Consider the following 21,118-nt stretch of genomic DNA (forward strand, 5'->3'; position numbering starts at 1 on the left):
TCAAAAAGAACGCTGGAGACACAAAACCATGACTAGCCCTTCCCGGCCCGACTCTGCCCGCTCGAAAGTTGGTGCGGTATTCCGCGTTACTTCGGGCAATTTCCTCGAACAGTTCGACTTCTTTCTGTTCGGTTTCTACGCCACCTACATCGCTGCCGCGTTCTTTCCTGCCGCCAATGAGTTTGCGTCATTAATGATGACCTTCGCCGTGTTCGGTGCAGGCTTCCTGATGCGCCCACTGGGCGCGATTATTCTGGGCGCCTATATCGATGACGTCGGTCGTCGCAAAGGGTTGATCGTGACCCTGTCGATCATGGCCAGCGGTACGCTGTTGATCGTGTTGGTTCCCGGTTATCAGACCATCGGCCTGTGGGCGCCGCTGCTGGTGCTGCTGGGTCGCCTTTTGCAAGGGTTCTCGGCCGGTGCGGAACTGGGCGGCGTCTCGGTCTACCTGGCTGAAATGGCCACTCCGGGTCGCAAAGGCTTCTACACCGCCTGGCAATCGGGCAGCCAACAGATTTCCATCGTGGTGGCCGCCGCACTGGGTTACGGCCTGAACGTATGGATGGCACCGGCGGTGGTAGCCGATTGGGGCTGGCGCATTCCGTTCGCCATTGGCTGCGTGATCATCCCGTTCATTTTCATCCTGCGTCGCAACCTGCAGGAAACCGAAGAGTTCGCCAGCCGCAAGCATCGCCCGACCATGCGTGAAGTGCTGGCCACCCTGGCCAAGAACTGGGGCGTGGTGATCGGCGGCATGTTGATGGTGGCCATGACCACCACCGCGTTCTACCTGATCACCGTGTACGCACCCACCTTTGGCAAGACCGTGCTGCAATTGAGCACCTCCGACGCCCTGCTGGTGACCTTGCTGGTGGCCCTGTCGAACTTCGTCTGGCTGCCGATCGGCGGCACCCTGAGTGACCGCTTTGGCCGCAAGCCGGTGTTGCTGGTGATGACTGCTCTGACGGTCATCACCGCTTACCCGGCGCTGTCGTACGTGGTGAATGCGCCGAGCTTCGGCCACATGCTGGAAACCCTGCTGTGGTTCTCGTTCCTGTACGGCATGTACAACGGCGCAATGATTCCGGCCCTCACCGAAATCATGCCGGTGGAAGTGCGCGTGGCGGGTTTCTCGCTGGCCTACAGCCTGGCGACCGCAATCTTCGGCGGCTTCACCCCGGCCATCTCCACCTGGTTCATCCACGTGACCGAAGACAAGGCCTCGCCGGCCTACTGGATGATGTTCGCCGCCGCCTGCGCGCTGTGCGCGACCCTTGCGCTGTACCGCCGCGCCAGCAACCGCGGGCAGGCAATGCAGGGGGCCGCGTGATGAAACCTCTGCTCAAGGCCCTGACGGCCCTGGCCCTCGGCGCCCTGGCGCTGACGGCCCAGGCCGAGCAACTCAAGGTGATGACCTCGGGCGGCTTCACCGCTGCCTACAAGCTGCTGGGCCCGCAATACGCCAAACAGAGTGGCGACACGCTGGACACGATCCTCGGCCCGTCGATGGGCAAGGCGCCGGAAGCGATTCCCAACCGTCTCGCCCGGGGCGAGCACGCCGATGTGGTGATCATGGTCGGCTATGCCCTGGATGACTTGATCAAGCAGGGCAAGGTCGACAAGGCGTCCCGCGTGGAACTGGCGGATTCGCGCATCGGCCTGGCGGTCAAGCAAGGCGCCGCCAAGCCGGCCATTGGCACCGACGCCGAACTCAAGGCCGTCCTGAGCCAGGCCAAGTCCGTGGCGTACTCCGACAGCGCCAGCGGCGTGTATGTCGAGAAAGAGCTGTTCAAAAAACTCGGCATGCCCGCCAAGGGCACCATGATCGAACGCCTCCCGGTGGCCGAACAGGTCGCCAAGGGGGATTACGAAGTGGGCTTGCAACAGGTGGCGGAATTGCTGCCGGTGCCGGGCGTGACCTATGTGGGCAAGATTCCCGAGGACGTGCAATCGGTAACGCGTTTTGCGGCAGGTATTCCGGTGAATGCCGAACACCCGGAACAGGCCAGGGCGCTGCTGCACTACCTGGCCTCCCCCGAGGCGCAACCCGTGGTGCAATCCACCGGCCTGGATTCGGTTTCACGCTGACCGGAACGGCATTTCCCGCACCAATCGTTCCAACTCCAGCGCCGCCGGCGGCAGTGTCCGCCCGCGGCGTTTGATCAAGCCCACATTGCGCATGACCTGCGGTTCCACCAGCGGCACGCTGACCAGAATCGGGTGCTCTCCCGCCGGCATGGCAATCGACGGCACCATCGCCACGCCCAGCCCCGCCTCCACCAGCCCGATCATGGTGGTCACGTGATGCGTCTCGCAGATACTCGGCTTTTTCACCCGCACGCCACGCAGGGCCTGGTCCAGCAGGAAGCGGTTGCCTGAGGTTTTGTCCACGGTGATGTAGTCATGCTCGTAGGCTTCGGCCCAGCTCACGCTCTCACGCTCGGCCAACGGGTGATCACGGCGACAGGCAAGCACGTAGCGCTCTTGCAACAGCAACTCGAACTCCACCTCATCGGCCAGGCTGCCGCTGAAGCTGACGCCGAAATCGGCCTCGCCACTCTCCACCGCGTTGCACACCTCGCCAGCGCTGGCGTCCAACACCCGCAGGCGAATTTTCGGATAGAGCTTGTGGAATTCGGAAATCACGTGGGGCATGAAGTAATACGCCGTGGACGGCACGCAGGCGATGGTGACATTGCCCATGCGCGTCGAGGCGACGTTGCTGATGCCCATCAGCGCGACATCCAGGTCATCGAGCATGCGCTCGACCTGCGGCAGGAAGGCGCGGCCCACCATGGTCAGGCTGACCCGCCGCGTGGTGCGCTCGAACAACTTCACATCGAGGGCGGACTCAAGCTTTTCGATACGCCGGCTGAGGGCCGGCTGCGAAATCCGGATGGCTTCGGCGGCGCCGCGAAAACTGCCCTTGTCTACCACGGCGCGAAAAGCCTGGAGGTCGTTGAGGTCGAAGTTGATGATCACGGCGATGGCCAGGTTGGTCGAGGGGATGGGCATTATCATATGGCGTGCGGGCCGGCGCCATGCGTGGCGGCGCCGGTAGTGTCGAATGACCCTGCTACACATATGAAGTCATACTTATCAGGGACTTATTCGCTGGCCGGCGCTACGCATTTTTTGGAAAGGAACAATACTTCCAGCTTCACCCGACCACACAGAGACATTGCCGCCCATGGAAACCTGCCAGCACTCAAGCCCTTTTTGGGCTGACGACGAAACACCGGACATCGGTATCGACCAGTTGCTCCTTGCATCACGCCAGTGGTCGAGTAGGATTGAATCCTACCCACTCTCGGCGGACCTCTCGATGCGCTCAACCCAACAAATGAGCATTACCCTGCCTGTGGAAATGGCTGCCATGGTCAAGGCCAGGGTCGCTGCCGGCGAATACGCCAGCGAAAGTGAAGTCATACGCGATGGCCTACGGGTGTTGCTGGCCCGTGATCGCGCCATGGAGCAATGGCTGCACGACGAGGTGATCCCCTCCGCAGTCGCCCTTGAGGCTAACCCCGCTCGGGCACTCACCACCGAACAGGTACGCGAACACATGATGGCCAAACGTAAGCGAAAAGGCATTTCCAGGCCGTGAGCTACGCGGTCATCTTTTCGCCCGAGGCCCTGGCACAGCTTGATGCACTTGAAGACTACATCAGCGAAAACGGTTCCCCTCACGTAGCGACGCGCTTTATCGACCACCTCATCGACTACTGCGAAAGCCTTTCCCTGTTCCCTCTACGCGGCACCTGTCGCGATGACCTGCTACCCGGACTGCGCGTCACTCATTTTCGACACGCCACGGTCATCGCGTTCCGAGTTGACACCCACACCCAGACGGTGTCGATCCTGGGAGTGTTTCATGGCGGGCGTGATTACACGACACCGTTGCACGACGATGCGCGCTAGCTTCGCACTTGCATCCCCACAGCCGGACCAGAGTAATCAATGACGAAAACAACCAGAAAAATGCAAGGCTTTCGCATGCTGAAGCGAGCACTGTGGGGCGTCAGCCTGCTGTGCATCGCCTGCCTCGGCTTTTTCGCCTGGCAGAGCTTCTACCCGGTCAGCGCTGCCGCCGGCTGGAGTGTGCAGGTGGTGCATCGCGACGTGCCCAAGGTCGCCTCGCTGATGCCGTTGCCGGATGGCTCATTGATGGTCAGCCAGGAACTCGATGACGCCAAAGGCAGCATCGTGCGCCTGCGCCTCGACGGCACGCGCGAAGTGGTGGTGGGCAACCTGTCCAAGCCCGATGGCATGTTCGCGACCCGGGGCGGTTGGGTATTCAGCCAGGAGTCTGGTGGAGCACCCGTCAGCTTTCTCAAGGACGGCAAGGTCACTGAGCTGTTTCGCGGCGAAAACGTGCAGGGCCTGTGGGATGAAGGCGATGATCTGTACGCCATCGAAGACCGCCGGGATGAAGGCCGGATCCTGCGTTATCGCTGGAGTGACCAGTCCCTGAGCGTGCTGCGCGACCGCCTGGAGGAAGGCGAGTCCATCGTGCGCTGCACGGATGGCCGCATGCTCTACACCGAGAAGAAAAAAGGCGTGGTGCGCGAACTCACCGACGACGGTCACGATCCTGTGGTGCTGAGCGGGTTGAATCAGCCGACGCTTCTGATGTGCGATGAACGTGGCTTATGGGTCAACGAAGATGCCACACACCGCGCGCGCTTGCTGCTCATCGATAAACAGGGGCACCAACAGACAATTCTTTCGTTCCTCAAAGCGCCACAGTCGATTGTCCCCACGGGCCGGGGGAGCTACCTGTTGGCCGAAGGCGGCCGGGACCGAGTGCTGGAACTGCGTCCCTCGGAACAGCCCTGATGAATGCCGGCCTACCGCTGGTCTCCCGACGCGTTGACGAGTCGAAGCTTCGAGACTTTCATTAAAGTGACCGCATCCGGCAATTCGTCGGCGTGCAGCGGGATACAAAGGTTTCGAGGATACGAAGAATGAGCGAGAGACAAAACGGCACGGTGAAGTGGTTCAACGACGAGAAGGGCTACGGCTTCATCACACCGGAGAATGGGGCTGACCTGTTCGTCCATTTCAGGGCGATCGAAGGCAGTGGGTTCAAGACATTGAAAGAAGGACAGAAGGTCACGTTTGAAGCGGTGCAGGGCCAAAAAGGCCTGCAGGCCGACAAGGTACAGGTGGTGACCTGAGGAGCGTGTCATCCACAGTGTAAAAGCCTGCCGAACATCCGGACCAGCAGGCTTTTACAAGTTCACGTACCGTCAAGTTGCGCCGAGCAGCCTTATTTGACCCACGCCTGCGGGTGGCTGAAAAACGCTTGGGCGTTGCTGTCCAGCGTTTCGAGGTGATAACCGCCCTCCTGTACGATCACACAGGGCAAGCCAAGCTCGCGGATCCGCTCACCCAGGCGAGCAAACCCTTCGCGCGTCACCGCTACCTTGCTTTGCGGATCCAGCTCATAGATATCGAAACCCAAAGACAACACCAGCACCTGCGCCGAAAAATTCTTCACCGCCGCCAACGCGCGCTCCAGTTGTTCGAAGAACACCGCTTCGCTTGCACCGTGAGGCATCGGCAAGTTCAGGTTGAAGCCTTCACCGGCGGCGCTTCCCCGCTCATCGGCAAAGCCGGCAACGCCAGGGTAGAAGTTGGTGGGGTCGCCATGGATCGACACGTACAGCACATCGTCGCGCTCGTAGAAAATTTCCTGGATACCCTGGCCGTGATGCATATCGGTGTCGAGCACGGCCACCCGCTGGAAACCTTCGCGTAGAACCTGCGCCGCGACGGCGGCGTTGTTGATGTAGCAGAAACCACCTGCCGCATCGAAACGAGCGTGGTGACCCGGCGGGCGGCACAGGGCATAGGCAGCCGGTGCGCCATCGAGAATATCCCGGGCGGCGGCGACGGCGCTCTGGGCCGACCAATAGGCAGAGCGCCAGGTCAGTTCGCCGACCGGACAACTGCCATCCGCCAGGTAACGCGCGGCTTGGGCGAGAATACCGCGCAGTGCATTGGGCTCGCGCACGAAGATATTGGACATGACTTCATCGCCCCAGTCTTCGGGGATTTCCTTCCAGCGTGCGTGCGCTTCCTGGAGGAAGGTCAGATAGGCCGCACCGTGTACCGCCAACAGCGGGTCGAGGCCATGATCCAGCGGTTGAAGAATCTCGAACCCCAAGGTTTGCGCAGCCTGCAAGAGGTTGCGGGCACGCTCGGGGACTTCCTGGGGCGTGCGCATCTGGCCACGGGAGTAATAGCTGCGCGGATGATGCAGCAGTTGTTCGGGGTGGAAAAACGTACGCATGACACTCTCCTTACTGAACCTGACCGGCGCGCTTCAATACCGCGTTGAGCAACACATCGGTGCCCTGGCGTACGTCCTCGGGCAATACATCTTCGGCTTCGTTGTGACTCAAGCCGCCCACGCACGGAATGAAGACCATCGCGGTGGGGCAATAGCGGGCCAGGTGAATCGCATCGTGGCCGGCACCGCTGACGATGCGTTGCTGGCTGTAGCCCAGCGTATCCACCGCGTCCTGCACACAGGCAACACATTCGGCGTCGAAGGGTGTAGCCGGGCTGATCCAGTGCGGGCTAACTGTCACGCTCAGGCCACGGTGTTCGGCGATAGCCTGCAACCGCTGGCGTACCTGTTGCTCCATGGCGTCGATCTCAGCGTCGCGATGGTGGCGCAGATCGATCGTGAAACTCAGCAATCCGGGAATGGTGTTGCGCGAGGATTTGGCGATGCTCAACTCGCCCACGGTGGTCAGGCCCTCCGGGGCAAAATCCGTCGCCAGCTGTTCCACCGCCTGGATCATCTGCGCGGCGCCGTACAAGGCATCCTTGCGCAGCGGCATCGGTGTGGTGCCAGCATGGGCCGCCATGCCGTCGACCCGCACGTCGAGCCAGCGAATCGCCTGGCCACCGGTGACCACGCCGATGCTCTTGGCGTTGTCTTCCAGGATCGGACCCTGTTCGATATGGGCTTCGAAGTAAGCATCCACCGTACCACCCAATGGGCGTGAACCGTTGTAGCCCGTGGCCTGCAACGCCTGGCCAACGCTGATGCCGTCGACGTCCACCGTGGCCAGCGCCTTGTCCAGAGCCAGGGTGCCGGTGAATACCGCCGAACCGAGCATGGCCGGAGTAAAACGAGCACCTTCTTCGTTGGTCCAGACCGCTATTTCCAGCGGCTTTCGCGTGCGGATCCCGTGATCATTGAGGCTGCGGATCACCTCCAGACCGGCCAGCACACCGTAGACACCGTCGAAACGCCCGCCTTCGGGCTGGGTGTCGAGGTGGCTGCCCATCATCACAGGGGCTGCATCAGGCTCGGTGCCGGCCCGGCGGGCAAACAGGTTGCCGATGGCGTCCACGCTCAGGGTCAGCCCGGCGGTGTTACACCAGTGGCTGAACAGTTCGCGTCCGGCCTGGTCTTGCGCGCTCAACGCCAGGCGGCAACTGCCGCCGCGCGCTGTGGCACCGATCTCGGCCATGGCCATCAGGCTCGCCCACAGGCGCTCGCCATTGATCTTCAACATCACTCACTCTCCTTCAAACACTGTGGGCCATTTCGTGACGATGGGCAGTGGCGTGGCGGCGCGACAGCGCCAGTACACACACCAGCGAGACCGTCGCGATCAAGCTGTAAAACACTGCCATTGGCCACCACTGGCCCTGATATTCATGGGCCAGCCAGGTGCCGATCAACGGCGTCAGACCACCGGCCAGCGCACCGCACACCTGATAGGCCAGGGAGATCGCGGTGTAACGCACGCGGGTTTCAAACAGCCCGCTGACAAAGCCCGCGATCACTGCGTAAAACGACGCCATGCACACCACCGCCAAGGCGATGCCGAGGATGATCAAGGGCGCCTGGCCGCTGCTGACCAGCACGAACATCGGATAAGGCGAGGCCATGGCCAGCACCGTCATCGCGCACAGAAAGCGTGTGGCGCCGACCTTCTCCGCCACCCACGCCGCCAGGGGCTGGACGCAGAACTGGATAATGGCCACGAAGAACAGACACTCCAGAATCAGCGAACGCGGCAGGCCCAGTTGCTGGGTACTGTAGGCAATCATGAAGGTGTTGGTGAAATACACACCGGCGATGCCCAGGGTGTTGGCGCCGATGCACAGCAACAGTGGACGCCAGGCGCTGCGCAGCACTTCGATCACCGGGGCCTGGTCCTGCTTGATCGCACGGGCTTTTTCCGCCAAGGCCTGGTCTTCGAGGAACTCCGGCGATTCATTCACGCCCAGGCGAATCGCCAGGCCGACGATCAACAACAGCGCGCTGGCAAGAAACGGCACGCGCCAGCCCCACGACAGCAAGTCGTCTTCGGGCAAACGGGTTACCGCGCTGAACGCCAGCAGCGACAGGATCAAACCCGCCGGGCTGCCCAACTGGGCGAATGAGGCAAAGAAGTTGCGACGCCCCTTCGGCGCATGCTCACCGGCCATCAACACCGCCCCACCCCACTCTCCGCCGACCGCGATGCCTTGCACCACGCGCAGCAGGATCAACAGCACCGGCGCGGCCATGCCGATTTGCGCATAGGTCGGCAACAGGCCGATGCACACCGTGACCACTCCCATCATGACCAGGGTGATTACCAGGGACTTCTTGCGACCAATACGGTCGCCGATATGCCCGAACACAATGCCGCCCAACGGCCGAGCGAAGAACCCTACGGCAAAGGTGCCGAAGGCAGCCATGGTGCTGAACAATTTGTCTTCGGACGGGAAAAACAGTTGGCCGAACACCAGCGCGGCGGCGGTGGCGTAGATGTAAAAGTCGTACCACTCGATCATGGTGCCGATAAAGGCGGCGGCCGCAGCACGGCGTGGCTGGGGCGAAGCGGAAGGCTTCATGGGACGGGCTCCTTTGGTTATTTTTCTGGCAGGAGAAAGGTCAAACGCATGCGCTCTGGTGGCGCTTGTCAGGGGTGATTTATCGGCCCGGGGCTATGATTAGTCAATTTTCTATTTATTATTCAAATTATAAATCCTGCTTATTATTGGGTTATCCATGGCCGAACCCCGCCGCGACATTCACCCCCTGCTCAACGATCGCCTGGATTGGAACCTGCTGCGCACCTTCCGTGTGATCGGCCAGGAACTGAGCATCAGCCGCGCCGCCGCGCGCCTGCACCTGACCCAGCCCGCCATCAGCCAAGCGCTCAAGCGCCTGGAAGAACAGCTCGACTGCCAACTGATCGCCCGCCGTGGCCCACGCTTTGTGCTCACCGAAGCCGGCGAACACATCTTTGCCATCGCCGGCGAGATGTATGGCCAGGTCTCCCAAATGAGCAACGCCTTGCAGAAGCCCGGTGACGAAGTGATCGGTAAGGTGCGTTTGTTGATGATCAGCCGGATCAACTCGGACATCTTCGATGAATGCCTGGCGAACTTTCACCGTGAACATCCGCGCGTCGACCTGGAAGTCGAGGTGATGCGCAGCTCGGACATCGTCGCCGCGCTCCTGGAAAAAACCGCCACCCTGGGCCTGAGCCTCAATCGCAGACCACAGCCACGCCTGGAACAGCACCTGTTCCTGCGTCAGCGCTATGCATTTTTCTGCGGGCGGCACCACCCACTGTTTGGCCGCAGCGGCCTGGCCGAGAGGGATTTGCAGTCGGAGAACTTCGTGAGTTTCACCAGCGACCAGATCGGCGGGATGCTCTCGCCGCTGACGATCTTCCGGGATCAACAAGGGTTCAGCGGACGGATCGTCGCGTCATCCTCCAGCCTCGAAGAGGTCCGGCGCCTGGTGATTGCCGGATTTGGCCTCGGCTGCCTGCCCATTCATGTGGTGGACGAGGATGTGAAAAACGGCCTGCTCTGGCGTTTGCCGCCGGATGAAGGGATAGCGGACGTGGATATCCACCTGCTGTGGAACCGGGAACAAAAGATGAGTCGGGCGGAGACGGTGTTCATCGAAAGTATTTTGCCGCGGCTGAAGTGATTGACAGCCGCTCCGGCAACCTGCGCAAGCGTTTATCGGACCTCAGGCATCGACCATCAGGCTGGCGAGCCCACGGTTCAACGTCACCTCGCTTGTGACCAGATCGAGCTTTTGGGGCTGGGTGACAATCTTCCAGCCGCCGTTTCTGTAATAAAGAAAATTAAACCCGTTAGGCGCAGGCAAGGTTCCGGTGTTCCTGCCGTAATCTTCGAACACAACCATTGATTGAATCGGCTGCCCCTGATTACTGATGTGCTGGTTGACCGTCGCCTGGGTGGGATGTTGATTGTGGTAAACCCGGATCTTGGAGTTGTCCCCCGGGGTTGGCGTCACCACCAGCGCGCAGCCATTCATGGCGGCGGTGAACATGAAAGGGTATTCGGGGTTGTATTTCGGCAGATCGACGAATCCGGGCATGCCCATGCCCTGGATGAAAGGACACCAGTAAGCACCGATGCCTACGTCAGCGTGACTGACATTGCCCACCGGCGTTAACACCACCTGCGCCGCTTCATTGCCTCCAACGAAGTCAAAAGTGCCCATTTTCATCATGTTCAGCACAGTGGTTCTCTGACCCGACAGCGCATCCTTCTGGAAGAAAGAGACACTGTTGATGGCGGTGTCCCTGATGTAGACCAAGGGGTTGGCCTTGAAGGCTGCGTTATGATTATTCATGGTGTGCACCTCGTGGTTCAGATGATAGGAGTGAGGATCGTGCGCTACACCCCTTCCTGAAAAACACCCCGGTGAATCGATTTATTCCCGTCCTGGGCACACCTTCTGCACGACTCGGCACCGCTTCAGAGCGGCTGCACCAGAGCATCGCATCGATTGCACTGATGATTACTATCGAAACGGTCACCTGCATTTTTTCAAAAATGGATTCCTATAATCGCCTCCTGATTTCCTCTCCATCGCTTTTCAAGCGACATTCACCTTGGAACCCAACACCATGCCAAGTGCCAGCCAGGCCCCTCGTGGCCGTCCCGAACATAATCAACAGAGTGTCAAACAGCAGTGGCTGGCGATTCTCTCGGTCGCCGTGGGGGCCTTCGCCCTGGTGACCAGCGAGTTTCTGCCGGTGGGCGTGCTCAACGACGTTGCCAGCGACCTCAACATCAGTGCCGGTCATGCCGGCCTGATGGTGACCCTGCCGGGCATCATGGCCGCGCTCGCTGCGCCGTTTCTTTCGGTGGTCATTGGCGCCATGGACCGTCGCTACCTGCTGATCGGCCTGACGCTGATCATGATCATCGCCAACACCGTGGTGGCCTTTGCCAGCGACTTCAGCCTGCTGTTGTTCGGTCGCGTGCTGCTGGGCATCAGCATCGGCGGTTTCTGGGCGACGGCAATCGCCCTGAGCGGCCGCCTGGCACCCAGGGGGGTGGACGTGGCCAAGGCCACCTCGATCATCATGATGGGGGTGACTCTCGCGACCGTGCTGGGCGTGCCGGTGGGCACCTGGCTCAGCGGCCTGATGGGCTGGCGCATGACCTTCCTGGTCACTGCATTGGTGGGCGTGCCGGTACTGCTGGCACAGGTGTTCCTGCTACCGCGACTCGACCCGGAAAAGGCGATCCTGATCAGTGACCTGCCGGCCTTGTTCATCAACCCACGCGCCCGGGTGGGGTTGATCGCCGTATTGATGATCGGCCTGGCGCACTTCGCCGCGTACACCTATGTGGCGCCGTTCTTCAAATACAGCTCCGGCTTCGACGGCCCGACCATTGGTTCGCTGTTGCTGCTGTTTGGCGTAGCCGGGGTGTTCGGCAACATCTTTGCCGGTTTCGCCGCCAACCGCAGCGTGCGCCACACCCTGTTGCTGGTGGCCCTGATGATCGGCACCAGCACCGCGCTGTTCCCCTACTTCGCCACCGGCATGACCGGCGCAGCGATGCTGATCGGACTGTGGGGCTTCGCCTTCGGAGCCTTCCCGGCCTGCGCCAGCATCTGGATGTTTGTCGTGGCACCCAAGGATGTCGAGCGCGGCATGCCGCTGTTCGTCGCCCTGTTCCAGGTGATCATCGCACTGGGTTCGTTCTTCGGCGGCCGCATCGTCGACCAACTCGGCAGCTCGGTACTGTTGAGCCTGGCCACCGCGCTGGTGGGCTGTGGGTTTGTGACGGTGCTGGTGCTGGGGCGCAATGTGAGTAACAGCCTGGCAGCTCAGCCGGCCTGAGTGAACTGCAATGACTAAAAAGCCTGCTGAGCGTCGAGCTCGGCAGGCTTTTTCAGTTTATGGCCATCAGTTGCCTGGAGTGTCTACGGCGGCGCCGGCTGGCTCGCATCCTTGGTAAGGATAAAGGCGCTGAATGCCAGAAAATCATCCAAGTGCTGAGTGATGATTGCCACCGTGATCGGCAATTGGAGGGTTTGATACTCGTGCACCGCAATATTGCGAAAGCCAACCATGTTCTTCAGGCTGGTCAGCAGGCTCGAACTGACCCACGCGCTTCGGGACAGTAATTCGAACACGTCCCGCGCACTCTGGGGAACGCCCAACCGCTCACGACGGATCAGATGCTGCCCCATATCCAAGGCTGCTTCGCACGCACGTTGAATATTCAAAATCGCCGCATCCTGACGGGTGAAGTCAGTCGCAAAGCTGGCCGGGTCCTTTTCATACTCCTCGCGGGCACGAGCGACACAACGCTCGATGCTCGAGGCTTTGTTGATGAGCACATCATCGACCATGCACTTTCCCTTCCTTTTGAATATCGGCCAAAAGCCCTGCCCTTGCGGTGTCCAGAGCAGTTTTTTCACTGAGGATGTAGCTTTCGAAGATACCTGCCTCGCTATCCTTCTTCCAAAGCTGACGCCCGGTTGTGATGACCTGATATTGCATGACCGTGGAGGCTGCCCGCAGGTCCAGCAAATCGACAGGCACTTTCACAATGTCAGCGAGCTCCCCAGCTACCTGCCACAACAACAGCGGGTCTACGGGGCCAGCTGACAGTACGGCCAGGTCGAGGTCGCTGTCAGCATGCGCCTCCCCCGTCGCCTGGCTGCCAAAGACATAGACAGCCGTAAGATCAGGAAGCCCCGCTAATAAATGCGCCAGCACCGGTTCAACGTTCATTCTGCGATTCACCTGTCATCTGATGAATGACCGTAGCAGAATTCATTTTGAAATTTCTGCCCCAAACAAAAAACCCCCAACAACAATTAAGTTATTGGGGGTTTTTCATTTTCAATAATGGCGGAGAGATAGGGATTCGAACCCTAGGTACCCGCGAAGGTACAACGGATTTCGAATCCGTCCCATTCGGCCACTCTGGCATCTCTCCAACGGCGCGCATCATAACAGCGTGACTCAGGAAAGCAAAGCGCCGAAGCGATTTTTTTCCGTGCTATCAGATGCTTGCGTCGATTAAAGCGGTACGCCCAGACGGTTGGCGACTTCTTCGTAGGCTTCGATGACGTCACCGAGGCCCTGGCGGAAGCGGTCCTTGTCCATCTTCTTCTTGGTGTCCTTGTCCCACAGACGGCAGCCGTCCGGGCTGAATTCGTCGCCCAGGACGATGGAGCCGTCGTGGAACACGCCGAATTCAAGCTTGAAGTCCACCAGCAACAGGCCGGCGTCGTCGAACAGCTTGCTCAGCACGTCGTTGACCTTGAGGGACAACTCCTTCATGCGCGCCAGTTGCTCAGCGGTGCCCCAGCCGAACGCCACAACGTGGGATTCGTTGATGAACGGATCGCCCTTGGCGTCGTCCTTCAGGAACAGTTCGAAGGTGTAAGGGTTGAGCTTGAGCCCCTCTTCCACGCCAAGACGCTTGACCAGGCTGCCCGCGGCGTAGTTACGCACGACGCATTCCACCGGGATCATGTCCAGTTTCTTGACCAGGCACTCGTTGTCGCCCAGCAGCTTGTCGAATTGGGTCGGGATACCGGCCGCTTCGAGTTTCTGCATGATGAAGGCGTTGAACTTGTTGTTCACCATGCCCTTGCGATCGAGCTGTTCGATGCGCTTGCCGTCGAACGCCGAGGTGTCGTTGCGAAACAGCAGGATCAGGCGGTTGGCGTCGTCGGTCTTGTACACCGACTTGGCTTTACCGCGGTAGAGTTCTTCACGTTTTTCCATGATGGGCTCCGCTTGCTAAAGGGTGGGCTAGGCGATGTGTCGCCAGTCGAGCCCTGAATCTTGATCGGCCAGTTGCAGCCAGTCCGGGTCGCACCCGAGGGTGTCGACAAAACATTGCCGGGCCAGCTGCGGCAGGTTGTTCTTGCTGCTCAGGTGGGCCAGGACCAGGTGTTGCAGGTCTTGCCAGCCCAACTCATACACCAGGTACGCCGCCTGGTGGTTGTTCAAATGTCCCAGGTCGCCACCCACCCGCTGCTTGAGAAAGTACGGGTAATGACCACGCGCCAATAAATCCCGGCAGTGGTTGGACTCGATCATCAGGGCATCGAGATCCCGGTAACCGTCCAGCACCTTGGAGCAGTAGGAGCCCAGGTCGGTGAGAACGCCAAAACGCCGCTCTCCGTCACTGAACACATACTGAGTCGGTTCCTGGGCGTCGTGCGCCACCGCAATCACGTCAATGCTCAACGTGCCGATCCGTAACGTCTCGCCACCGGTCAGGAAACCTGTGGGCTCCAGAGGTTTGCGCATTCCGCGCAAAGTACCGCGGCTCAAGTACACCGGCACATTGTAGCGTCGAGACAGCAAACCCACGCCATGCACATGATCGGCATGTTCGTGGGTCACCAGAATCGCGCTCAACTGCGCGGGATGAACGCCAAGGCGCAACAGGCGCCGCTCGGTTTCTTTCAGCGAGAAACCACAATCCACCAGCACGAGCGTATCGTCGTGGGCGACCAGCGTGCCGTTCCCTTGACTACCGCTGCCGAGAACGGCAAAACGCATCGGATCAGCCCAGATTGTCCTGAATCACGCCCAACACTTTGCGCGCGGTTTCAGCCGGCGCAACGGTATTGATGTTCTTCTCGACGGTGACTTGCACGTTGTCGCCAACTTTGCTCAGACGTACCTGATAACGCTCGGCACGGGTCTCGATCTCTTCCTTGGTCGGCTGGCTGCCGAACAATTTGCCGAAGAAACCAGGCTCGTCGTCCTTGCGCTCGGCCTTTTCAGCCACGTTGATGTAGTAGAGACCCAGGCTGCGGTTGATGTCTTCGACGCGCCATGGCCCCTGTTCCAATGCGCGGCCGACACTGGCCCAAGCACGGTCCAGATCTTCGCCCAGGTTCAGCACCACGTTGCCGCTGCCGTCCTCGGTGAGGCTGACCCGGCTCGGCGTGTCGTAATCACGTGCAGCGAGCAGGGAAACCGAACCGCCCTTCTCGGAGATACGGCTCATGCTGGCCAGCATCTCGTCAACCAGTGCCGAATCGACTCCGGTATTGACCGAGCGGTTGGTGAAGTCGACGTTGGCGGTGCTGCCGGCTGGACGCTCGGCGCTGACCACGTAGACCTCACTGGTGTTGCGCTGCACACCCGGCTCGATACGCACGCGCACGCGGGCTTCGCTGTCGGCGGCTACACCGCCGGCCTGCAGGCGCTTGGCCATGGTGGCGGACAGTTCACTGCTGTGCTGCCAGGCGGTGGTGAATTCACCGGTCTGCGGGCGCTGTTCATCAAGACGGAAACCGTTGTCCTGGAAGAATTGCACCGCCACTGGCCAGACTTCGGCAGGTGGGCGCTGAGCCACGATCCAGCGGGAGTCGCCACTCTTCTGCAGGCTGTAATCGCTGGCATCCGCCACGGCCGAGATCGGCTGTGGACGTGGCACCACGTACTCACCCTTGGTGGTGTCGTCAGCCACGTTGCGCGGAATCGGCAGCAACGGGTCAAGGCGCTTGGCGACATTGACGTTCGGCGGCAGTTGCATCGGTTTGGTTGCTTGTGCTTCCAGGTAATCGCTGCCGCGGTCACGGAAGTAACCTTCCGGGCCCCAGATCCAACCGCAGCCACTGGTGCTGGAGATAATCAAGGCAAGTGCGGACAGTCCGGCCAATCGCTTCATGCGTAGTGCTTCCTCAATTAAACCAGGACGCCGGACTGGCGCAGGGCCTGTCGCAGCGGTTCGTGACAGGTTTCGCTCAGACGGGTGAGCGGCAGACGGATACCGTCCGGCATCAGGCCCATCTCGAACAGCGCCCATTTCACGGGAATAGGGTTGGATTCGATAAACAGTGTCTTGTTGAGCGGCATCAGCTTCTCGTGGATCGCGCGGGCGGTGGCGGCATCACCGGCGATGGCGGCGGCGCACATTTCGCTCATGGCACGCGGCGCCACGTTGGCGGTCACGGAGATGTTGCCCTTGCCACCCAGCAGGATCAACTCGACGGCAGTGGCGTCGTCACCGGAGTACACCAGGAAGTCGCTGCTCACGCCGGCCAGGATGTCCTTGGCGCGCTGCAGGTCGCCGGTGGCTTCCTTGATGCCGATGATGTTCGGCACGGTGGACAGGCGGATCACGGTCGCGGCCTGCATGTCGCATGCGGTACGGCCTGGAACGTTATAGAGGATCTGCGGGATGTCGACGGCTTCGGCAATGGCACGGAAGTGCTGGTACAAACCTTCCTGGGTCGGCTTGTTGTAGTACGGGGTCACCAGCAGACAGGCGTCTGCACCGGCCTTTTTGGCGTTGCTGGTCAGCTCGATGGCTTCGCGTGTCGAGTTGGCGCCGGTACCGGCGATCACGGCAATGCGGCCCGCAACACGCTTGACCACGAATTCGATGACCTGAATGTGCTCATCCACATCAAGGGTGGCCGACTCACCGGTGGTGCCGACCGCCACGATGGCGTTGGTGCCTTCTTGCAGGTGGAAGTCCACCAGTTTGCCAAGGCTGTCCCAGTCGAGATGACCTTGTGCATCCATGGGTGTGACCAGTGCCACCATACTGCCCGCAATCATGCAACCGCTCCTGCCGGAAAAAGAGAGCCGTAATGGTACTGGCGCCAAGATGCTTGTACAAGCGAAGTACCGCGTGAGGATGCGTTCTGGATCAACTAAACGACGGGCAATGCCATCATTGGGCCAAAGCGCGGCTTGACGCGGTGTTGCCTCCAACCGCTCACGCAATGAAAACGCCACCTCCTAGCCCTTGGCGACGGTTTTCGCTACCCTTCACCCTTTGATCGATACGGCCCACACAGTATCGACCGCTCATCGCTTTAGGAAGGCTGCATGTCCACCCCCACAGTTCGCGAACAATTCCTTGTTATCAGTGCCCTCGGCGCCAACCCCATGGAGCTGACCAACGTCCTGTGCCGCGCCAGCCATGAGAACCGCTGCGCCGTGGTGACTTCCCGCCTCACCCGCCATGGCGAGTGCAGCGCGCTGGTCCTGCAGATTTCCGGCACCTGGGATGCCCTGGCACGTCTGGAAACCGGCTTGCCGGGTCTGGCCAAAAAGCACGCTTTCACCGTCAACGTGGTGCGCAGTGCCGCTCTGGAGAATCGCCCCCAGGCCCTGCCCTACGTGGCGTATGTCAGTTCGGCTTACCGCTCGGACATCGTCAACGAACTGTGCCAGTTCTTCATTGACCACAATGTAGAGCTGGAAAACCTGACCTGCGATACCTATCAGGCGCCACAAACCGGCGGCACCATGCTCAACGCCACGTTCACCGTGACCTTGCCGGCCGGCGTGCAGATCAGTTGGCTGCGCGACCAGTTCCTGGACTTCGCCGATGCGCTGAATCTCGATGCGCTGATCGAACCGTGGCGCCCACAGAACCCAATGTAAGGAAGCCCTCATGACGGTTGTGATCGACCAATCCGTAGCAGATTTCGAAGCCCAGGCCACCAGCGGCCAGACCTTCAGCCTTGCCGCGCTGAAGGGTAAACAGGTGGTGATCTACTTCTATCCGAAGGACAGCACACCGGGCTGCACCACTGAAGGCCAGGGGTTTCGTGACCAGTACAGCGCATTCAAGGCGGCCAACACCGAAGTGTTCGGCGTATCGCGCGACAGCGTGAAGTCCCACGAAAACTTCAAGGGCAAGCAGGCGTTTCCCTTCGAGCTGATCAGCGACAAGGACGAAGCTGTTTGCCAGTTGTTTGATGTGATCAAGCTGAAAAAGCTCTACGGCAAGGAATACCTGGGCGTGGACCGCAGCACGTTCCTGATCGATCGGAACGGCGTGCTGCGCCAGGAGTGGCGCGGCGTGAAAGTGCCGGGCCACGTGGAGGCGGTTTTGGCAGCGGCGCAGGCATTGAACAAGGCCTGATATCAAGGTTTGTATTGACAGGCTTTTGTAGTGAGCGGGCTTGTCCCGCTCACTACACATATCGTGCAGCTACAACAGAGGGGCGACGACTGGCTCCTGCCGTGGCCAGGCATCCAGCACCGCCTTGAAGAGCGTCGCCAAGGGAATCGCGAAGAACACACCCCAGAACCCCCACAACCCACCAAATAACAGTACCGCGCAGATGATCGCCACCGGGTGCAGGTTGACGGCTTCCGAGAACAGCAAAGGCACCAGCACGTTGCCATCAAGCGTCTGGATAATGCCGTAGACCGCCATCAGGTAAATGAACTGATCGCTCCAGCCCCACTGGAACAAGGCAATCAACATCACGGGCACGGTCACCACCACCGCGCCGACGTAGGGCACCACTACCGACACCCCCACCAGCAGGGCCAGCAACGCGGCATAGTTGAGCCCGAGCGCGACGAAGCCAATGTAGGTCACACCACCACAGATGAAGATTTCGATGACCTTGCCGCGGATGTAATTGGCGATCTGCCGATTCATCTCCTCCGCCACCCGGGTGATCAGCGCACGCTCACGCGGCAGGTACCCCCGCACCCAGCGACCGATCATCGCGCGATCCTTGAGGAAGAAAAACACCAGGATCGGCACCAGCACCAGGTAGATCATGATGTTGACCAACAGTGGCAGGCTGGACAGGGAGAGGGTCAATGCCCATTGCCCGAATTTTCCGATCTCGCCGCGCGCCACTTCAATGGCCTGCAGCACCTGCTCATCCGACACCAGGTGCGGATAGCGCTCCGGCAACAGCAGCAACAGGGATTGCCACTTGGCGAGCATGCCCGGCAATTCGTTGAACAGGGTAATCAACTGGTGCCACAACAACGGCAGCACCACCACGATGAACACCACCAACAAGCCCATGAACAAGGCGAACACCAGCCCCACGGCCGCCCCGCCCGGCAAGCGAAGGCGTTCCAGGGTAGTGACCAGGCCTTGCATCAGGTAAGCCAGCACCATGCCCGCCAGCACCGGCGCGAGCATGCCCCCCAGGGTGAGCACGGCGGTAAAGGCCAGAAACAACAGGACCGCCAGCACCACGGCTTCCTCATCGGAGAAGTAGCGCTGAATCCAGTCTCGTAACACTTTGAACATCAATCAACCTCGGGTGGTAGGGGCGAACGGTTCAGGCTTTGCGCAACCAGTATCGGTACACACCGGCAGCGTCTTCTTCATGCAAGAGAGTGTGGCCGGCCAGCTTGGCGAAGGTACGGAAATCACGCTGGGAACCCGCGTCGGTGGCGGTCACCTTGAGGATTGCACCGCTGGCCAGGCGATTGAGTTCCAGTTTGGCCTTGAGCAAAGGCAAGGGACAATTGAGGCCGCTGGCATCGAGCTCGGCATCAAAGGCTACAGCGTCGGTCATGGTTTACTCCGGGCACGCGGGTGGGGGGCATAGAATATCTGGTCCGAAGCTCAGTGTCCGGCTACAGTAACCTCTTTGTCGAAAGGCTTTGTGCATGACTTTTTTGCGCCCCACCCTGCTGACGCTGGCTTGCCTGCTGGCCTCTCCAGGCTTCGCTGACGACCTGCCGTCACTTGGCGACGCCAGTTCTGCCATTGTCTCGCCACAACAGGAATTCCAGCTGGGCCGGGCGTGGCTGGCCTATCTGCGCGGCCAGGTCTCGCAACTCAACGACCCGCAGCTCAAGGACTATGTCGAAACCAGCGTATACAAGCTGGTTGAGACCAGCCAGGTCAATGACCGGCGCCTGGAGTTCATCCTGATCAACAGCCCACAGTTGAACGCCTTCGCCGCTCCTGGCGGCATTGTCGGCGTCAACGGCGGTTTGTTCCTCAATGCCCAGACCGAAGGCGAGTACGCCTCGGTACTTGCTCACGAACTGGCGCATTTATCCCAGCGTCACTTCGCTCGGGGCGTGGAAGCGCAATCACGCATGCAGATCCCGATGATGGCGGCGCTGCTCGGTGGCATTATCGCCGCAGCCGCCGGCGCCGGCGATGCAGGCATTGCTGCGATTGCCGGCTCCCAGGCTGCGGCGATCCAGGAACAGCGCCGGTTTTCTCGCCAGAACGAACAGGAAGCCGACCGCATCGGTATCCTCAATCTGGAAAAAGCCGGGTACGACCCCCGCTCCATGCCGACCATGTTCGAACGCTTGATGCGCCAATACCGTTTCGACGCCAAGCCGCCTGAGTTCCTGTTGACGCACCCGGTGACCGAGTCACGGATCGCCGACACCCGTAACCGTGCCGAACAGGCCAAACTTGGCGGTAAGGAAGACAGCCTGCGCTATCAGTTGATTCGTGCACGGGTGCAACTCCAATACGAAGACACACCGGGCCTGGCCGCCAAGCGTTTCCAGGCACAGCTGGATGAAAATCCAAAAAACGACGTGGCGCGCTATGGCTTGGCCATCGCTCAGATCAAGGGCAGCCAATTCAAGGAGGCTCGGGAAAACCTGGCACCGTTACTGGCCAAGTCGCCCAACGACATTACCTACAATCTGGCGCAGATCCAGCTGGACATGGACAACAGCCGCTTGCCCGATGCCCAGCAACGCACGGACCGCATGTTGACCCAATACCCCGGCAACTATCCGCTGAACCAGGTGAGGGTCGACCTGTTGCTGAAACAGAACCGGACGGCCGATGCGGAAAAAGCACTGGATGGGTTGCTGAAGTCCCGTCCGGACGATCCGGATGTGTGGTATCAGGTTGCCGAAACCCGTGGTTTGTCGGGCAACATCATTGGCTTGCACCAGGCCCGGGCCGAGTACTTTGCATTGGTCGGCGATTTTCAGCAGGCTATCCAGCAACTGGATTTTGCCAAGCGTCGCGCCGGCAGCAACTTCCCCCTGTCTTCACGCATCGACGCGCGACAGCGTGAGTTGATCGAACAGGAGCGGCTGGTGAAAGGGATGATGAGCTAAAACAGGCC

Annotated in this window: 24 protein-coding genes and 1 tRNA gene; 11 read left to right on the forward strand and 14 right to left on the reverse strand. The window is 60.4% G+C overall.

Annotation, left to right across the window (positions count from 1 at the left end; genetic code table 11):
• The first annotated feature begins 28 nt into the window (after positions 1–28).
• Entirely contained in the window at positions 29–1,333 is a 1,305-nt protein-coding gene (gene tcuC, locus ACW9IN_RS04060; RefSeq protein ID WP_457364661.1) for a tricarballylate/proton symporter TcuC, read from the forward strand.
• Entirely contained in the window at positions 1,333–2,091 is a 759-nt protein-coding gene (locus ACW9IN_RS04065; protein ID WP_457364662.1) for a substrate-binding domain-containing protein, read from the forward strand. Before tcuC ends, ACW9IN_RS04065 begins: the two co-directional genes overlap by 1 nt.
• Here ACW9IN_RS04065 and ACW9IN_RS04070 read toward each other — a convergent pair.
• Positions 2,083–2,985: a LysR family transcriptional regulator gene (locus ACW9IN_RS04070; protein ID WP_457364748.1), complete on the reverse strand. Its 903-nt coding sequence runs from the start codon at positions 2,983–2,985 to the stop codon at positions 2,083–2,085. The two genes, ACW9IN_RS04065 and ACW9IN_RS04070, sit on opposite strands and share 9 nt — an antisense overlap.
• Positions 2,986–3,328: 343 nt before the next feature.
• Here ACW9IN_RS04070 and ACW9IN_RS04075 point away from each other — a divergent pair, with 343 nt between their 5' ends.
• The 4 genes from ACW9IN_RS04075 to ACW9IN_RS04090 all read left to right on the forward strand — a co-directional run bounded on the left by ACW9IN_RS04075 (position 3,329) and on the right by ACW9IN_RS04090 (position 5,183).
• Positions 3,329–3,610, forward strand: a complete 282-nt coding sequence (locus ACW9IN_RS04075) for a ribbon-helix-helix domain-containing protein (protein ID WP_457364663.1) — start codon at positions 3,329–3,331, stop codon at positions 3,608–3,610.
• On the forward strand, positions 3,607–3,924 hold the full coding sequence (locus tag ACW9IN_RS04080) for a type II toxin-antitoxin system RelE/ParE family toxin (RefSeq protein WP_457364664.1): 318 nt from the start codon (positions 3,607–3,609) through the stop codon (positions 3,922–3,924). Before ACW9IN_RS04075 ends, ACW9IN_RS04080 begins: the two co-directional genes overlap by 4 nt.
• Before the next feature lie 75 nt (positions 3,925–3,999).
• Positions 4,000–4,842, forward strand: a complete 843-nt coding sequence (locus tag ACW9IN_RS04085; protein ID WP_457364665.1) for a hypothetical protein — start codon at positions 4,000–4,002, stop codon at positions 4,840–4,842.
• A gap of 128 nt (positions 4,843–4,970) precedes the next feature.
• Positions 4,971–5,183: a cold-shock protein gene (locus ACW9IN_RS04090; RefSeq protein WP_457364666.1), complete on the forward strand. Its 213-nt coding sequence runs from the start codon at positions 4,971–4,973 to the stop codon at positions 5,181–5,183.
• 92 nt (positions 5,184–5,275) lie between these two features.
• Here the strand turns inward: ACW9IN_RS04090 and ACW9IN_RS04095 are convergent, their stop codons facing one another.
• Genes ACW9IN_RS04095 through ACW9IN_RS04105 form a run of 3 tightly spaced genes read right to left on the reverse strand, consistent with a single transcriptional unit; the run spans position 5,276 to position 8,874 of the window.
• On the reverse strand, positions 5,276–6,301 hold the full coding sequence (locus ACW9IN_RS04095; protein ID WP_457364667.1) for a histone deacetylase family protein: 1,026 nt from the start codon (positions 6,299–6,301) through the stop codon (positions 5,276–5,278).
• Between the two features lie 10 nt (positions 6,302–6,311).
• The gene (locus tag ACW9IN_RS04100) at positions 6,312–7,541 is read right to left on the reverse strand and encodes a Zn-dependent hydrolase (protein WP_457364668.1); all 1,230 of its coding nucleotides are present in this window, start codon (positions 7,539–7,541) and stop codon (positions 6,312–6,314) included.
• Between the two features lie 13 nt (positions 7,542–7,554).
• Complete coding sequence (locus tag ACW9IN_RS04105) at positions 7,555–8,874, reverse strand: MFS transporter (RefSeq protein ID WP_457364669.1); 1,320 nt, start codon at positions 8,872–8,874, stop codon at positions 7,555–7,557.
• 157 nt (positions 8,875–9,031) lie between these two features.
• Here ACW9IN_RS04105 and ACW9IN_RS04110 point away from each other — a divergent pair, with 157 nt between their 5' ends.
• Positions 9,032–9,967, forward strand: a complete 936-nt coding sequence (locus ACW9IN_RS04110; protein WP_457364670.1) for a LysR family transcriptional regulator — start codon at positions 9,032–9,034, stop codon at positions 9,965–9,967.
• A 42-nt stretch (positions 9,968–10,009) separates the two neighbouring features.
• On the opposite strand, the gene ACW9IN_RS04115 is transcribed toward ACW9IN_RS04110, so the two are convergent.
• Positions 10,010–10,642 carry a hypothetical protein gene (locus ACW9IN_RS04115; protein WP_457364671.1) on the reverse strand — a complete coding sequence of 211 codons (633 nt, stop codon included), beginning with the start codon at positions 10,640–10,642 and terminating at the stop codon, positions 10,010–10,012.
• A 277-nt stretch (positions 10,643–10,919) separates the two neighbouring features.
• Between ACW9IN_RS04115 and ACW9IN_RS04120 the strand changes: the two genes are divergently transcribed.
• Positions 10,920–12,146: an MFS transporter gene (locus tag ACW9IN_RS04120; protein ID WP_457364672.1), complete on the forward strand. Its 1,227-nt coding sequence runs from the start codon at positions 10,920–10,922 to the stop codon at positions 12,144–12,146.
• 83 nt (positions 12,147–12,229) lie between these two features.
• Here the strand turns inward: ACW9IN_RS04120 and hepT are convergent, their stop codons facing one another.
• The 7 genes from hepT to dapA all read right to left on the reverse strand — a co-directional run bounded on the left by hepT (position 12,230) and on the right by dapA (position 16,853).
• Complete coding sequence (gene hepT / locus ACW9IN_RS04125; protein ID WP_457364673.1) at positions 12,230–12,661, reverse strand: type VII toxin-antitoxin system HepT family RNase toxin; 432 nt, start codon at positions 12,659–12,661, stop codon at positions 12,230–12,232.
• On the reverse strand, positions 12,651–13,046 hold the full coding sequence (gene mntA, locus ACW9IN_RS04130) for a type VII toxin-antitoxin system MntA family adenylyltransferase antitoxin (RefSeq protein ID WP_457364674.1): 396 nt from the start codon (positions 13,044–13,046) through the stop codon (positions 12,651–12,653). Before mntA ends, hepT begins: the two co-directional genes overlap by 11 nt.
• A gap of 118 nt (positions 13,047–13,164) precedes the next feature.
• Positions 13,165–13,254: transfer RNA gene (locus ACW9IN_RS04135), tRNA-Ser, on the reverse strand.
• 83 nt (positions 13,255–13,337) lie between these two features.
• The gene (gene purC / locus ACW9IN_RS04140; RefSeq protein ID WP_010212191.1) at positions 13,338–14,051 is read right to left on the reverse strand and encodes a phosphoribosylaminoimidazolesuccinocarboxamide synthase; all 714 of its coding nucleotides are present in this window, start codon (positions 14,049–14,051) and stop codon (positions 13,338–13,340) included.
• A 27-nt stretch (positions 14,052–14,078) separates the two neighbouring features.
• Positions 14,079–14,837, reverse strand: coding sequence for an MBL fold metallo-hydrolase (locus ACW9IN_RS04145; protein ID WP_457364675.1), 759 nt, complete (start codon positions 14,835–14,837; stop codon positions 14,079–14,081).
• 4 nt (positions 14,838–14,841) lie between these two features.
• Positions 14,842–15,957, reverse strand: a complete 1,116-nt coding sequence (gene bamC, locus ACW9IN_RS04150; protein WP_457364676.1) for an outer membrane protein assembly factor BamC — start codon at positions 15,955–15,957, stop codon at positions 14,842–14,844.
• Between the two features lie 17 nt (positions 15,958–15,974).
• On the reverse strand, positions 15,975–16,853 hold the full coding sequence (gene dapA / locus ACW9IN_RS04155) for a 4-hydroxy-tetrahydrodipicolinate synthase (RefSeq protein WP_457364677.1): 879 nt from the start codon (positions 16,851–16,853) through the stop codon (positions 15,975–15,977).
• Between the two features lie 273 nt (positions 16,854–17,126).
• Between dapA and ACW9IN_RS04160 the strand changes: the two genes are divergently transcribed.
• Positions 17,127–17,687 (forward strand): glycine cleavage system protein R, encoded by a 561-nt coding sequence (locus tag ACW9IN_RS04160; RefSeq protein WP_457364678.1) that lies wholly within the window; start codon positions 17,127–17,129, stop codon positions 17,685–17,687.
• A 10-nt stretch (positions 17,688–17,697) separates the two neighbouring features.
• Positions 17,698–18,171, forward strand: coding sequence for a peroxiredoxin (locus ACW9IN_RS04165; RefSeq protein WP_457364679.1), 474 nt, complete (start codon positions 17,698–17,700; stop codon positions 18,169–18,171).
• Between the two features lie 69 nt (positions 18,172–18,240).
• On the opposite strand, the gene ACW9IN_RS04170 is transcribed toward ACW9IN_RS04165, so the two are convergent.
• Complete coding sequence (locus ACW9IN_RS04170; protein ID WP_457364680.1) at positions 18,241–19,311, reverse strand: AI-2E family transporter; 1,071 nt, start codon at positions 19,309–19,311, stop codon at positions 18,241–18,243.
• A 31-nt stretch (positions 19,312–19,342) separates the two neighbouring features.
• The gene (locus tag ACW9IN_RS04175) at positions 19,343–19,582 is read right to left on the reverse strand and encodes a sulfurtransferase TusA family protein (RefSeq protein WP_457364681.1); all 240 of its coding nucleotides are present in this window, start codon (positions 19,580–19,582) and stop codon (positions 19,343–19,345) included.
• 94 nt (positions 19,583–19,676) lie between these two features.
• Between ACW9IN_RS04175 and ACW9IN_RS04180 the strand changes: the two genes are divergently transcribed.
• Positions 19,677–21,110 (forward strand): M48 family metalloprotease, encoded by a 1,434-nt coding sequence (locus ACW9IN_RS04180; RefSeq protein ID WP_457364682.1) that lies wholly within the window; start codon positions 19,677–19,679, stop codon positions 21,108–21,110.
• Positions 21,111–21,118 lie beyond the last annotated feature (8 nt).

It is taken from the genome of Pseudomonas sp. SDO5271_S396, from assembly GCF_054071795.1.

Coding starts and splice junctions, on each gene's coding strand:
- ACW9IN_RS04105 (WP_457364669.1), bottom strand. CDS start 8,874: ATGAAGCCTTCCGCTTCGCCCCAGCCACGCCGTGCTGCGGCCGCCGCC.
- ACW9IN_RS04075 (WP_457364663.1), top strand. CDS start 3,329: ATGCGCTCAACCCAACAAATGAGCATTACCCTGCCTGTGGAAATGGCT.
- ACW9IN_RS04115 (WP_457364671.1), bottom strand. CDS start 10,642: ATGAATAATCATAACGCAGCCTTCAAGGCCAACCCCTTGGTCTACATC.
- dapA (WP_457364677.1), bottom strand. CDS start 16,853: ATGATTGCGGGCAGTATGGTGGCACTGGTCACACCCATGGATGCACAA.
- ACW9IN_RS04095 (WP_457364667.1), bottom strand. CDS start 6,301: ATGCGTACGTTTTTCCACCCCGAACAACTGCTGCATCATCCGCGCAGC.
- ACW9IN_RS04090 (WP_457364666.1), top strand. CDS start 4,971: ATGAGCGAGAGACAAAACGGCACGGTGAAGTGGTTCAACGACGAGAAG.
- bamC (WP_457364676.1), bottom strand. CDS start 15,957: ATGAAGCGATTGGCCGGACTGTCCGCACTTGCCTTGATTATCTCCAGC.
- ACW9IN_RS04180 (WP_457364682.1), top strand. CDS start 19,677: ATGACTTTTTTGCGCCCCACCCTGCTGACGCTGGCTTGCCTGCTGGCC.
- ACW9IN_RS04145 (WP_457364675.1), bottom strand. CDS start 14,837: ATGCGTTTTGCCGTTCTCGGCAGCGGTAGTCAAGGGAACGGCACGCTG.
- ACW9IN_RS04120 (WP_457364672.1), top strand. CDS start 10,920: ATGCCAAGTGCCAGCCAGGCCCCTCGTGGCCGTCCCGAACATAATCAA.
- ACW9IN_RS04110 (WP_457364670.1), top strand. CDS start 9,032: ATGGCCGAACCCCGCCGCGACATTCACCCCCTGCTCAACGATCGCCTG.
- mntA (WP_457364674.1), bottom strand. CDS start 13,046: ATGAACGTTGAACCGGTGCTGGCGCATTTATTAGCGGGGCTTCCTGAT.
- ACW9IN_RS04170 (WP_457364680.1), bottom strand. CDS start 19,311: ATGTTCAAAGTGTTACGAGACTGGATTCAGCGCTACTTCTCCGATGAG.
- ACW9IN_RS04165 (WP_457364679.1), top strand. CDS start 17,698: ATGACGGTTGTGATCGACCAATCCGTAGCAGATTTCGAAGCCCAGGCC.
- purC (WP_010212191.1), bottom strand. CDS start 14,051: ATGGAAAAACGTGAAGAACTCTACCGCGGTAAAGCCAAGTCGGTGTAC.
- ACW9IN_RS04175 (WP_457364681.1), bottom strand. CDS start 19,582: ATGACCGACGCTGTAGCCTTTGATGCCGAGCTCGATGCCAGCGGCCTC.
- hepT (WP_457364673.1), bottom strand. CDS start 12,661: ATGGTCGATGATGTGCTCATCAACAAAGCCTCGAGCATCGAGCGTTGT.
- ACW9IN_RS04065 (WP_457364662.1), top strand. CDS start 1,333: ATGAAACCTCTGCTCAAGGCCCTGACGGCCCTGGCCCTCGGCGCCCTG.
- ACW9IN_RS04085 (WP_457364665.1), top strand. CDS start 4,000: ATGCTGAAGCGAGCACTGTGGGGCGTCAGCCTGCTGTGCATCGCCTGC.
- ACW9IN_RS04160 (WP_457364678.1), top strand. CDS start 17,127: ATGTCCACCCCCACAGTTCGCGAACAATTCCTTGTTATCAGTGCCCTC.
- tcuC (WP_457364661.1), top strand. CDS start 29: ATGACTAGCCCTTCCCGGCCCGACTCTGCCCGCTCGAAAGTTGGTGCG.
- ACW9IN_RS04100 (WP_457364668.1), bottom strand. CDS start 7,541: ATGTTGAAGATCAATGGCGAGCGCCTGTGGGCGAGCCTGATGGCCATG.